The organism is Pseudomonas sp. 25 R 14 (assembly GCF_900004755.1).
Lineage (GTDB): Bacteria > Pseudomonadota > Gammaproteobacteria > Pseudomonadales > Pseudomonadaceae > Aquipseudomonas > Aquipseudomonas brenneri.
Genome location: NZ_CVTS01000024.1, coordinates 46,866 through 59,515 on the forward strand (window position 1 = coordinate 46,866; position 12,650 = coordinate 59,515).

General features: G+C 62.0%; 11 protein-coding genes. 9 read left to right on the forward strand and 2 right to left on the reverse strand.

What is annotated here, in order from left to right; all coding sequences use genetic code 11:
- The first annotated feature begins 51 nt into the window (after positions 1 to 51).
- The 8 genes from BFQ03_RS04565 (at position 52) to BFQ03_RS04600 (ending at position 9,238) form a co-directional block, all read left to right on the forward strand.
- A complete protein-coding gene (locus tag BFQ03_RS04565; protein ID WP_065942570.1) occupies positions 52 to 1,830 on the forward strand; it encodes an acyclic terpene utilization AtuA family protein in 1,779 nt (592 codons plus the stop codon).
- Between the two features lie 12 nt (positions 1,831 to 1,842).
- Positions 1,843 to 2,715: an SDR family oxidoreductase gene (locus BFQ03_RS04570; protein WP_065942571.1), complete on the forward strand. Its 873-nt coding sequence runs from the start codon at positions 1,843 to 1,845 to the stop codon at positions 2,713 to 2,715.
- A gap of 3 nt (positions 2,716 to 2,718) precedes the next feature.
- Entirely contained in the window at positions 2,719 to 4,335 is a 1,617-nt protein-coding gene (atuC, locus tag BFQ03_RS04575) for a geranyl-CoA carboxylase subunit beta (RefSeq protein ID WP_065942572.1), read from the forward strand.
- 20 nt (positions 4,336 to 4,355) lie between these two features.
- Complete coding sequence (gene atuD / locus BFQ03_RS04580) at positions 4,356 to 5,513, forward strand: citronellyl-CoA dehydrogenase (protein WP_032862768.1); 1,158 nt, start codon at positions 4,356 to 4,358, stop codon at positions 5,511 to 5,513.
- A gap of 17 nt (positions 5,514 to 5,530) precedes the next feature.
- Positions 5,531 to 6,292 carry an enoyl-CoA hydratase/isomerase family protein gene (locus BFQ03_RS04585; RefSeq protein ID WP_032862790.1) on the forward strand — a complete coding sequence of 254 codons (762 nt, stop codon included), beginning with the start codon at positions 5,531 to 5,533 and terminating at the stop codon, positions 6,290 to 6,292.
- 65 nt (positions 6,293 to 6,357) lie between these two features.
- A complete protein-coding gene (locus BFQ03_RS04590) occupies positions 6,358 to 8,292 on the forward strand; it encodes an acetyl/propionyl/methylcrotonyl-CoA carboxylase subunit alpha (protein ID WP_065942573.1) in 1,935 nt (644 codons plus the stop codon).
- Positions 8,293 to 8,362: 70 nt separating this feature from the next.
- Entirely contained in the window at positions 8,363 to 8,905 is a 543-nt protein-coding gene (locus BFQ03_RS04595) for a 3'-5' exonuclease (RefSeq protein ID WP_032862770.1), read from the forward strand.
- A 48-nt stretch (positions 8,906 to 8,953) separates the two neighbouring features.
- Positions 8,954 to 9,238, forward strand: coding sequence for a pyrimidine/purine nucleoside phosphorylase (locus BFQ03_RS04600; protein WP_032862771.1), 285 nt, complete (start codon positions 8,954 to 8,956; stop codon positions 9,236 to 9,238).
- A gap of 63 nt (positions 9,239 to 9,301) precedes the next feature.
- Here the strand turns inward: BFQ03_RS04600 and BFQ03_RS04605 are convergent, their stop codons facing one another.
- Together BFQ03_RS04605 and BFQ03_RS04610 are read right to left on the reverse strand one after the other, a co-directional pair.
- The gene (locus BFQ03_RS04605; RefSeq protein WP_032862772.1) at positions 9,302 to 10,108 is read right to left on the reverse strand and encodes an MOSC domain-containing protein; all 807 of its coding nucleotides are present in this window, start codon (positions 10,106 to 10,108) and stop codon (positions 9,302 to 9,304) included.
- Positions 10,109 to 10,564: 456 nt separating this feature from the next.
- The gene (locus BFQ03_RS04610; RefSeq protein WP_065942574.1) at positions 10,565 to 11,500 is read right to left on the reverse strand and encodes a chemotaxis protein CheV; all 936 of its coding nucleotides are present in this window, start codon (positions 11,498 to 11,500) and stop codon (positions 10,565 to 10,567) included.
- Between the two features lie 549 nt (positions 11,501 to 12,049).
- On the opposite strand from BFQ03_RS04610, the gene BFQ03_RS04615 reads away from it, so the two are divergent.
- The gene (locus BFQ03_RS04615; protein ID WP_032862774.1) at positions 12,050 to 12,499 is read left to right on the forward strand and encodes a hypothetical protein; all 450 of its coding nucleotides are present in this window, start codon (positions 12,050 to 12,052) and stop codon (positions 12,497 to 12,499) included.
- Positions 12,500 to 12,650: the final 151 nt, after the last annotated feature.

Genomic DNA, 12,650 nt, shown 5'->3' on the forward strand with positions numbered 1-12,650 from the left:
AGCGCTTGCTTGGTAGTCTCGACCCAGCGATTTTCCAGAGAAGGACGTCCCATGGACAAGACCGTTCGTATCGGCTGCGCCAGTGCATTCTGGGGCGACACCTGCACCGCCGCCGCGCAGTTGGTGCACGGCGGCGCCCTGGATTACCTGGTGTTCGACTACCTGGCGGAGGTCACCCTGTCGATCCTCGCCGGGGCGCGGATGAAGGATCCCCAGGCCGGCTACGCGACGGACTTTGTCGAAGTGCTTGCGCCATTGCTCGCCGATATCCAGCGCCAGGGCATCCGCGTGATCAGTAACGCCGGCGGCATCCACCCCCAGGCCTGCGCCGCGGCATTGCAGGCTGTCTGCGACCAGGCACGGGTGCCGCTGAAAATCGCCGTGGTGCTGGGCGACGACCTGCAACCGCAGTTCAAGCAACTGCAGGGCATCAGCGATATGTTCAGCGGCGCGCCGTTGCCGGCGATGTGTGTGTCGACCAATGCCTACCTCGGCGCGCCGGGCATCGTCCAGGCCCTGCAACTGGGCGCCGATATCGTCATCACCGGGCGCGTAGTGGACAGCGCGGTGGTCAGCGCGGCCCTGGTGCATGAGTTCAACTGGTCGTGGCAGGACTACGACCGACTGGCCCAGGCCGCGCTGGCCGGGCATATCATCGAATGCGGCGCGCAGTGCACCGGCGGTAACTTCACCGATTGGCGCGAGGTGCCGGACTACGAGCACATCGGCTTCCCGATTGTCGACGTCAGCGCCGACGGCCAGTTCACCGTCAGCAAGGCACCGGGCACAGGCGGGTTGATCAGCGAACTGAGCGTCGCCGAACAACTGCTGTATGAAATTGGCGACCCCCGCGCCTATTTGCTGCCGGATGTGATCTGCGACTTCAGCCAGGTCACACTGGAGCAACAAGGCGAAAACCGCGTGCGCCTGCACGGCGCTAAAGGCCTGGCGCCGACCGATCAGTACAAAGTCAGCGCCACCTACCCCGACGGTTTTCGCTGCACCGCCAGTTGCCTGCTGGCCGGCATGGATGCGGTGGCCAAGGCCGAGCGGGTCAGCCAGGCGATCATCAACAAAACCTCGCAACTGTTCAGCCAGCGCGGCTGGGCGCCCTACACCGAGGTCAATATTGAATTGCTCGGCAGCGAAGCCACCTACGGCGCCCACGCCCGGCGCCAGGATTGCCGCGAGGTGGTGCTCAAACTGGCGGTGCGTCACCCGAGCAAACAAGCACTGGTGCTGTTCGCCCGGGAAATTGCCCAGGCCGCCACCGGCATGGCGCCGGGCCTGACCGGCATCGTTGGCGGCAGACCCACCGTGTATCCGCTGATCCGCCTGTTTTCGTTCCTGATCGATAAGCGCGCCTGCACCTTGAGCGTCGACTTCCAGGGCCAGTCCCACCCCTGCGAACTGCCTGCCACAGCGGCCCTGGGCACGCCCCACACACCGCTCGACCCGCCCAAGCCCGAAGGCCGCGCCGATGCCAGCGTGCCCTTGGTCAAACTGGCCGTGGCGCGCTCCGGTGACAAGGGCAATCACAGCAATATCGGGGTAATCGCACGCCGCCCCGAATACTTGCCATGGATCGCTGAGGCGTTGACGCCCGAGGTGATCGTCGACTGGATGAGCCACGTCCTCGACCCACTGCATGGGCGCGTGGAACGCTGGTACCTGCCCGGCAGCCACAGCCTCAATTTCCTCCTCGAAAATGCCCTGGGCGGCGGCGGTATCGCCAGCCTGCGCATCGACCCACAGGGCAAGGCCTTCGCCCAGCAACTGCTGGAAATACCGATTGCCGTGCCCCGCCACCTCGCCGATCAACTCAACTAAGGGACTCTCGCCGTGGCCTTCGACTCGATCTTCAAAGCCGACCTGTTCCTGGGGCAGACCATTATCGTCACCGGTGGCGGCAGTGGCATCGGCCGCTGCACCGCCCATGAACTGGCAGCCCTCGGCGCCCATGTGGTGCTGGTGGGGCGCAAGCCGGAAAAACTCCAAGGTGTCGCCCAGGAGATCAGCGATGACGGTGGCCGCGCCAGTTGGCAGGCCTGCGATATTCGCGATGAAGAAGCGGTCAAGGCGCTGGTCAGCCAGATCATCGAAGCACACGGGCCAATCCACGGCCTGGTGAACAACGCCGGTGGCCAATACCCCTCGCCCCTGGCGTCGATCAATCAAAAAGGCTTTGAAACGGTGCTGCGCACCAACCTGGTGGGCGGTTTCCTGATGGCGCGGGAAGTGTTCAATCAATCGATGAGCAAGCACGGCGGCGCCATCGTCAACATGCTGGCCGATATGTGGGGCGGCATGCCTGGCATGGGCCACTCCGGCGCGGCGCGCTCGGGGATGGACAACTTCACCAAGACCGCCGCGTTCGAGTGGGGCTACGCCGGGGTGCGGGTCAACGCCGTGGCACCAGGCTGGATCGCCTCCAGCGGCATGGACACCTACGAAGGTGCGTTCAAGGCCGTGATCCCGACCCTGCGCGAGCATGTACCGCTCAAGCGCATTGGCACCGAATCGGAAGTCAGCGCAGCGATTGTGTTCCTGCTCAGCCCCGCCGCCGCGTTCGTCAGCGGCAGCACCTTGCGCATCGATGGCGCCGCCAGCCTGGGCAGCCGCGCCTGGCCGCTGCACAAGGCCCAGCCGCCGAGCCCGTCCTTCAATGGTTTTCACCGTGCCTACCTGCCGGATGTGCTCAAGGAGGGCCAATAAACCATGCCGGTCATCGACTCGCTACTCGACGCCCACCACCCGCAGTTCGCACAGAACCGCGAGGCCATGCTCACGGCCATCAACCACCTGCGCCAACTGGAACAGAACCTGTTGGACAAGGCCGCCGAAGCCAAGGGCAAGTTCGACAAACGCGGCCAACTGCTGCCCCGCGAACGCCTGAACCTGTTGCTCGACCCCGGCGCGCCCTTCCTCGAACTGGCGAGCCTGGCCGGCTACAAATTGCACGATGACAAGGACGGCAGCGCCGCCGGTGGCGGCTTGATTGCCGGTATTGGCTATGTCAGCGGCGTGCGCATGCTGGTGGTGGCCAATAACAGTGCGATCAAGGGTGGGACGATCTCGCCATCGGGCCTGAAAAAATCCCTGCGCCTGCAACAGATCGCCATGGAAAACAAACTGCCGGTGGTGACGCTGGCCGAAAGCGGCGGCGCCAACCTCAACTACGCCGCCGAGATTTTCGTCGAAGGTGCGCGCAGCTTTGCCAACCAGGCACGGATGTCGGCCATGGGCCTGCCGCAGATCACCGTAGTCCACGGTTCGGCCACCGCTGGCGGTGCCTATCAGCCAGGACTTTCGGATTACGTGGTGGTAGTGCGCGGCAAAGCCAAGCTGTTTCTGGCCGGCCCACCGTTGCTCAAGGCGGCCACTGGTGAAGTGGCGACGGATGAAGAGCTGGGCGGCGCCCAGATGCATGCGCAAACCGCCGGCACCGCCGAATACCTGGCGCAAAATGATGCCGATGGCGTGCGCATCGTGCGCGAGATTGTCAGCCTATTGCCGTGGGACGATCGGCTGCCGCCCCAGCCGGTGCGGGCCTACGCCGAGCCGCTGTATCCGATTGAAGAGTTGCTGGGCCTGATCCCCGACGACCCGAAAAAGCCCTACGACGTACGGGAAATCATCGCGCGCATCGCCGACGGCTCCAACTTCCTCGAATTCAAGGGCGAGTACGATCCCCACACCGTCTGCGGCCACTTGCAGATCCAGGGCCGCGCCTGCGGGTTTATCGGCAACAACGGCCCAATCACCCCCAAGGGCGCGAGCAAGGCCGCGCAGTTTATCCAGCTGTGCGACCAGAGCCAGACCCCGCTGCTGTTCTTCCACAACACCACCGGTTTTATGGTCGGCACCGAATCCGAACAACAAGGGGTGATCAAGCACGGCGCGAAGATGATCCAGGCGGTGGCCAATGCCCGCGTGCCCAAGCTGACTGTGGTGGTCGGCGGATCCTACGGCGCCGGCAACTATGCGATGTGCGGCCGCGGCCTGGACCCGCGCTTTATCTTTGCCTGGCCCAACAGCCGCACCGCCGTGATGGGCGGCGCCCAGGCCGGCAAAGTGCTGCGCATTGTCACCGAGGCCAAGCAATTGAAAGACGGCCTGGTGCCCGATCCCAAGATGCTCGACATGCTCGAACAGGTCACCGCACAGAAACTCGATAGCCAGTCCACGGCCCTGTATGGCAGCGCCAACCTGTGGGACGACGGGCTGATTGACCCACGGGACACCCGCACCTTGCTGGGTTACCTGCTGGATATCTGCCAAGAGGCCCAGGTGCGCCAATTGCAACCCAACAGCTTCGGCGCCGCGCGCTTTTAACGATCAGGAGAACAATAAAAATGATCTTCACCCAGGAACACGAAGAGCTGCGTCGTACCATACGGGCTTTTGTCGACCGCGAGATCAACCCCCATGTCGACGCATGGGAAAAAGCCGGGCGCTTCCCGATCCACGAGATTTTCCGCAAGGCCGGCGACCTCGGCCTGCTGGGCATCTCCAAGCCCGAGAAGTTCGGCGGCATGGGCCTGGATTACAGCTACTCGATTGTCGCCGCCGAAGAGTTCGGCACCATCCATTGCGGCGGTATCCCGATGTCCATCGGCGTGCAGACCGATATGTGTACCCCGGCCCTCGCACGTTTTGGCTCCGATGAGTTGCGCGAGGAATTCCTGCGCCCGGCCATCAGCGGCGAACAAGTGGGCTGCATCGGCGTCTCGGAAACCGGCGCCGGCTCCGACGTGGCGGGCTTGAAAACCCACGCGCGCAAGGATGGCGACGACTACGTGATCAACGGCAGCAAGATGTGGATCACCAACTCCCCCAGTGCCGATTTTATCTGCCTGCTGGCCAACACCTCGGACGGCAAGCCGCATATCAACAAGTCACTGATCATGGTGCCGATGAACACCCCCGGTATCAGCGTCAGCCCGCCCCTGGAAAAGCTCGGCATGCACAGCTCGGAAACTGCCCAGGTGTTTTTCGATGATGTGCGCATCCCCCAGCGCAACCGCATCGGCCATGAAGGCGCGGGGTTCATGATGCAGATGCTGCAATTCCAGGAGGAACGGCTGTTTGGCGCAGCCAATATGATCAAGGGCCTGGAATCGTGCATCGACAGCACCATCGCCTACTGCAAGGAGCGCCAGACCTTCGGCAAGGCCTTGATCGACAACCAGGTGATCCACTTTCGCCTGGCCGAGCTGTCCACCGAGATCGAATGCCTGCGTGCGCTGGTCTACCAGGCGACCGAGCAATACATCAAGGGCCAGGACGTGACGCGGCTGGCCTCGATGGCCAAGCTCAAGGCCGGGCGCCTGGGCCGTGAAGTCAGCGACAGTTGCCTGCAATACTGGGGCGGCATGGGTTTTATGTGGGACAACCCGGTGGCCCGCGCCTATCGCGATGTGCGCCTGGTGTCGATTGGCGGCGGTGCCGACGAAATCATGCTGGGGATCATCTGCAAACTGATGGGCACGCTGCCGGGTAAAAAGTCGTGAATACCTGCGAGACGCTGATGCTGGAGCCGCACAACGGCGTGCTGCACATCACCCTCAATCGCCCGCAGAGCCGCAATGCCATGAGTTTGCAGATGGTCAGCGAACTGCGCGCGGTGCTGGCGGATGTTGCGGGTGACGAGCACGTGCGGGCGCTGGTGATCAGTGGCGCCGGTGGGCACTTCTGTGCCGGCGGTGATGTAAAGGACATGAGCCGTGCGAGCAGCCGCGAGGGCTTGCGAGATCTGAACCGGGTGTTTGGTGCGCTGCTGCAAGAGGTCCAGGCATTGCCGCAGGTGGTGATCGTGGTGTTGCAGGGTGCGGTGTTGGGCGGTGGTTTTGGCCTGGCGTGCGTTAGTGACATTGCGATTGCCGATCACCAGGCGCAGTTCGGCTTGCCGGAAACCAGCCTCGGCGTGCTGCCGGCACAGATCGCACCCTTTGTGGTGCAGCGTATCGGCCTGACACAGGCCCGGCGCCTGGCGTTGACGGCGGCGCGGTTTGACGGGGTCGAGGCGCAGCGCCTGGGGGTGGTGCATTTTGTCGAGCATGATCCCCAGGGGTTGGCGCAGCGCCTGGATGAGGTGTTGGGCCAGGTGTTGCGTTGTGCGCCGCGTGCCAATGCCCGGACCAAGGCGTTGTTGCTCCAGAGTCTGGATCAGCCGTTGGAACTGCTGCTGGACCAGGCTGCCGATTGGTTTGCCGAGGCGGTGACCGGGGAAGAAGGAATTGAGGGAACGCGGGCGTTTGTCGAGAAGCGCAAGGCCAGGTGGGTGAGTTGATCTTGAAAACGCCACATCACCTGTGGGAGCCCGCACCTGCGCAACCAATCACACAGGGACCGAACATGCCCAGTTTCAATAAAATACTGATCGCCAACCGCGGCGAAATCGCCTGCCGGATCCAGCGCACCGCCCAGGCCCTGGGCTACCGCACCGTGGCAGTCTATAGCGAGGCCGACGCCAACGCCCTGCACGTCCGCATGGCCGACGAAGCCGTCAACATCGGCCCAGCCCCGGTGCAGCAGTCCTACCTGAACATTCAGGCGATCCTCGACGCCGCGCGCCTCACCGGCGCCGATGCGGTCCACCCCGGTTATGGCTTTCTCTCGGAAAACCCCGAGTTCGCCAAGGCCTGCATCGCCGCCGGCCTGGTATTCATCGGCCCCAGCGCCCACGCCATCGAATTGATGGGCAGCAAGCGCCTGTCGAAAATCGCCATGCTCGCCGCGGGTGTGCCGTGCATTGCCGGCTATCAGGGCAGCGCACAAGACGACGCCACCCTGCAAAACGAGGCCGAACGCATCGGCTACCCGCTGATGATCAAGGCCAGTGCCGGCGGCGGCGGACGCGGCATGCGCCTGGTGCATACACCTGCGCAACTACTAGAACAGTTGCACACCGCACGGTCCGAAGCCCTGAACGCGTTTGGCAGCGACGAACTGATTCTGGAGCAGGCGTTGATTGCGCCACGCCATGTGGAAATCCAGCTGTTCGGCGACGCCCACGGCAACCTGATCTACCTGGGCGAGCGCGATTGCTCGGTGCAGCGCCGCCATCAGAAGGTCATCGAAGAAGCGCCCTGCCCGGTCATGACCGCCGAGCTGCGCCAGGCCATGGGCGAGGCGGCGCTCAAAGCCGGGCGCGCGGTGGAGTATGTCGGTGCTGGCACCGTGGAGTTCCTGCTGGACCAGAACGGGCAGTTCTATTTCCTGGAAATGAACACCCGCCTGCAGGTGGAGCACCCGGTCACCGAACTGATCACCGGCCTGGACCTGGTGGATTGGCAACTGCAAATCGCCGCCGGCCTACCCCTGCCGTTGCGCCAGGAGCAGGTGACGCTGACCGGCCATGCCATGGAGGTGCGACTGTACGCCGAGGACCCGGCCCAGGGTTTCTTGCCACAAACCGGCGAGGTACTGCGCTGGGAGCCGGCGGCCGGCGTCAGGGTCGACCATGGCTTGCAGGCCCCGCAGCGCATCAGCCCGTTCTATGACCCAATGCTGGGCAAGATCATCGCCCATGGCGCCACTCGCGAAGAGGCGCGGCGCAAGCTGCTGCGCGCGGTGCAGGACTGCGTGTTGCTGGGGGTTCCCAGCAATCAGCGGTTACTGGCGGACCTGCTCCAGCATCCACAGTTTGTCGCGGCAGATTTCAGCACCGGGTTTATCGCCGAACATTTCAGCGATATTGCCCGCCCCGCCATCAGCGAAGAAGCGCTGGCACTGGCCGCCGCCCTGTTCTATCGGCACAGCGCGGCAGTGCATCGCCCGGCCCTGGCGGGCTGGCGCAACAACGCCAACGTGCCCTGGACCTACCGCCTGTGCTTCGATGAACACCGTCACGAGGTCAGCGTGCGGCTATTGGCGGACGATCATGTGCAAGTCGCCAACATCGATATACACATCCGCCACAGCGACGGGCGCTGGGCCAGCCTGGACATCAATGGCGTTCGGCGACGGGTTGCCTATCACTTGCAAGGCACCCAGCTCTGGCTGTTGCACGCCGGCAACAGCCTGTGCGTGAGCAATCAGACGCAAACCGTGGCCAGTCGTGAAGCGCCAACCAGCAACGGTACGGTCAAGGCGCCGATGGACGGGGCCATCATTCTGGCGCAGGTGCGCGAAGGCGATAGGGTGAGCAAAGGCCAGCTGTTGCTGGTACTCGAAGCCATGAAAATGGAACACCCGCTCAAGGCGGGCATCGACGGTGTGGTCAAGGCCATTCACGTCAGCGCCGGCGATCAGGTGCGCAATCGCCAGGTATTGCTGCAGATCGAGTAGCCCTGGGCGGAACTACCAGGCTTGGCTACGCTCTATCCCCATCAGAAAGGGATGAGTACGGGAACCTGCGATGCCTCATTGGCTGATTATTGATCTTGAAGCCACAACGGATGAAGGCGGCTGGCCCGTGTCGGAGATGGAAATCATCGAAATCGGCGTGAGCCTGGTCAACCGTCAAGGCCGCGAGCTGGATCACTTCCAGCGTTTCGTGCGGCCGTTGCGCCGCCCACTGTTGACGCCGTTCTGCCGCCAGTTGACGCACATCAGCCAGGCCAATATCGACAGCGCTGCGCCGCTGACCGAGGTCTGGCCGCTGTTCGAACGCTGGCTGGGCCAGCATCATTCGCGCCTGGAAGGCTGGGCCAGTTGGGGCGACTACGATCGCCAGCAACTGGAGTTGGAGTGGCAGCGCCATGGCTTGGCCAGTGTGCTTGGCCAGACACGCCATGTGAACCTCAAACAACGCTTCGCCAAGGCCCGGCGCCTGGACAAGCCGCTGGGGCTCAATGGCGCGTTGCAACTGGCGGGCATGCAGTTCAACGGCCAGCAACACCGGGCACTGGAAGATGCGCGTAACACGGCACGCTTGCTGCCGTTGATTTTGCCCGTGTAGAAGGCATACTGGCCGGCCTTTCTTGCCCCTTTTTTCGAGGATCCACCCATGTTCAAAGTCAATGAGTACTTCGACGGCACCGTCAAGTCGATCGCTTTCGGTACCCCGGAAGGCCCGGCGACCATCGGCGTCATGGCACCGGGTGAATACGAATTCGGCACGGCCCAGCGGGAAATCATGCACGTGGTCTCGGGCGCGTTGACCGTCAAGTTGCCAGGCAGCGACGCCTGGGAAACCTTCGCCGCCGGCAGCCAGTTCAACGTACCTGCCGACAGCAAGTTCCAGCTCAAAGTGGCCGTGGACACTGCTTATCTGTGCGAATACCGCGGCTAAGCCTTTCCCTCGCGCAAAAAAATGCCCGTCTCGATGAGACGGGCATTTTTCATGGGGCCTGGGTTATTCGAGGATCGTCACCGGCATGCCGATTTCCAGGCGGCCAACCCCGTCATTGACCAGGTTCTGGCCGAACATCACGCCATCGGGCTCTTTACGGTAGGTTTCCAAGGTTGCCAGCGGCTGACGGTCAGCACTGCGCTCACCGGTTGCCGGGTCGATGGTGGTGAGGATGCAACGGGAACAGGACTTGACCACCCGCAACTCCACATCGCCAATGCGGATACGCTTCCAGCCATCCTCGGCAAAGGCCTCGCTGCCTTCAATCACCAGGTTGGGGCGAAAGCGCAGCATTTCCATGGGCCGACCGATGCGCTGCGACAGATCGTCGAGGGACGCCTGGCCAATCAGCAACAACGGGAAACCGTCGGCGAACGCGACCTGATCATCATCCTTGCCATAACCGGCCGCCGTGGTGCGCGCACGCTCCAGGGGCACCTGTACCAGCCGGGTCGGTTTGCCGATAAAGTCGCTGACCCAGCGTGCAGCTTCATCGCCGGCATCGGGAACTCGCAAGGTGTCGCGCCAAATGGTGACGCCACGCAACTCGGCGTCAGCGCCGGGCAACGCCACCTCCAGGGTGGGCCGACCGGTACCGCTCAAGGTCAGGCCACCGCTGGCACTCCAGAGTGCCGACAGCTGGCTCATCTGCGCCACCGCCCTCTGGGTCAGGAAACGCCCGCTGGCCTCATCCACCAACATCCAGCGTCGATCCCCGTCCAGCCCGAGTTTATCCAGGCCGATATGCGCCAAGGTTTCTGCCTTGCCTGACTTCAAGGGGTACCGATACAACGCACTGAGACGAAGCATGAGCCTGGGTTCCTGTGAGCAAAAACGTCACCCTATACGAGGCCGCTGGCAGAATCAAAATATCCGCGGGCATTCAAGGCGCCATCACCTGTAGGAGCGGGCTTGCCGGCGATGACGCCAGCAAGAACAACTCGGGGTGTCAGATACCCAACGTCATCGTTAACGACCATCGCGAGCAAGCCCGCTCCCACAGGGGTACGCGCACGATTCGACGATCAGGTCGGCTGTCAGGCCGCCTCGCTTTGCTTGTGATTTTGATCTTAGGCGCCCCGTTAAACCACGATGGCCGCAGACAGGTATTGCGCAGTGGGCACCCCGGCAGGATGCCGGGGTAGCCGCGACACGGCCATGGATATGTCCCCTGCACCAGCCCAAAACCCAGAGCCCAGAAGTGTTAGAGAGTTGTGTAGATACTCATGGCCATCGCCGGCAAACCAGCTCCCACAGGGCTGGGGATCAGGCCGGGATTTCATCCAGCATCAGGCGCTGGCGCACCACATCCACCAGTTTGTCGGGCTGGAACTTGGAGAGGAAGTTGTCGCAACCGACCTTCTTCACCATCGAGTCGTTGAAGCTGCCAGACAACGAGGTGTGCAGCACCACATAGAGACCGCGCAGGCGCGGGTCGTTACGGATCTCGGTAGTCAGGCGGTAGCCGTCCATCTCGGGCATTTCGGCATCGGTGAAGATCATCAACAGTTTGTCGGTCATCACCACACCGCTGTCCGCCCACGCCTTGAGCATGTTCAACGCCTTGAGGCCGTCGCTGGCGATATGCATCTTGACCCCCAGTTGCCCCAGGGTGTCGCGCAGTTGCGACAAAGCCACATTGGAGTCATCCACCAACAGCACTTCGCGGCCACGGGCCCGTTCGAGCACTGGGTCTTCGAGCTTTTCCCGGGAGACCTTGGCGTTGTAGGGCACGATCTCGGCAAGGACTTTTTCCACGTCGATGATCTCGACCAACTGCTCATCCACCTTGCTGATCGCCGTGAGGTAGTGCTGGCGCCCGGCGCTGGCTGGTGGCGGCAGGATCGACTCCCAGGTCATGTTGACGATGCGGTCTACGCCGCCCACCAGGAAGGCCTGTACCGAACGGTTGTACTCAGTAACGATAATGGTGCTGTTAGGCCCCGGCACCAGCGGGCGCATGCCGATGGCCTGGGACAGGTCGATCACCGGCAAGGTCTGGCCGCGCAGGTTGACCACACCGCAGACAAACGGGTGGCGCTGGGGCATCAGCGTCAGCTTGGGCAATTGCAGGACTTCCTGCACCTTGAACACGTTGATCGCGAACAGCTGGCGCCCTGCCAGGCGAAACATGAGGATCTCCAGGCGATTCTCACCCACCAATTGCGTGCGTTGATCTACCGTGTCGAGAATGCCGGCCATTGAAGACTCCTGGGGTGCGCTGAAAGATTTGCTGCTTACTGGAAGAGGTTATCGGCAAACAGTGCCAGACCTTGACCCCCGCTAAAATGCCACGCAAATGCATTGATGTCACACTGACATCATGCTTTACTGAAGTCATCTCACTGCCAGCCCGTCAGCCACGCGCGACTCTCAAAACACCACTAGGTTCCACGCCATAGGGGATTCCCCTAGTCACAATCGGGTCCAACCTGATATTCGCGATATCCAATAGCCATTAATGTGACGCCATTCTCATTGCATGAATGGAGTCAGGCTTTTGTTTGCTATCGCAAGCCCACGGCCCAAGGGCCTTCCAGGCATTAACACCTGGGCAATCGAAGTGATGCGAATGCCTCTGAATGTTTCTACTGCAAGCAGCGCCAGCAGTCACGACGCTCATCAGCCAAATAAAAGTACTACTAAAAAATCAGAAACGAACTACAGATTCCGGTCATATTTCGGCGCTAGTTTGCAGCTATTACGCCAGTACTACATCTCACTATCTGACCGTATGTTGTGGAGACTTTCATGATGAACGACGGTAAAGAGTGGCAAGATGCACTTCCCGAGTTCCTTCTGGAGGCCGAAATGCTGCTGGCCAAGTCGGAGGAATGCTTGAGCCACCTGCATTTGATCCGCAACGACAACGATGCCATCGACTGCATGAAAAACAGCCTGACCCGACTGGCCGAGAAAGCCGACGCCATGGCGCTGGAGGTCATCGGCAATTTTTCGCGGCATATCCAGGTCCTGATCAGCAATGCCCAGAACCCGGTGCAACTGCACGATGCGGCGCTCTCAGCCCTGCATGACTGCCTGACATTACTGGCCTGGCAATTGGAATTGATCGATATCAAGACCGGCAAACTCAGCCTGGATGAAGCGGAACAAACCACGCTGATTGAAACCGTCGCCCGGCAGATCCCACAGAAGGACATTGGCAGCGCCTATCGCCAATCCGTGCCCCACGCCTCCTGAACCGGCCTCGCGGTTAATCCGGGCATGCCAGCGGGTGCCCAACTAGTGCCCGAGGAGGTATTTAGCCAGCCAACTATCAATGAGCCAGCATTGGTAATAACGATGCAAGACAAAATTAATAATACAACTAGACATCGTTGAACTAAGCACC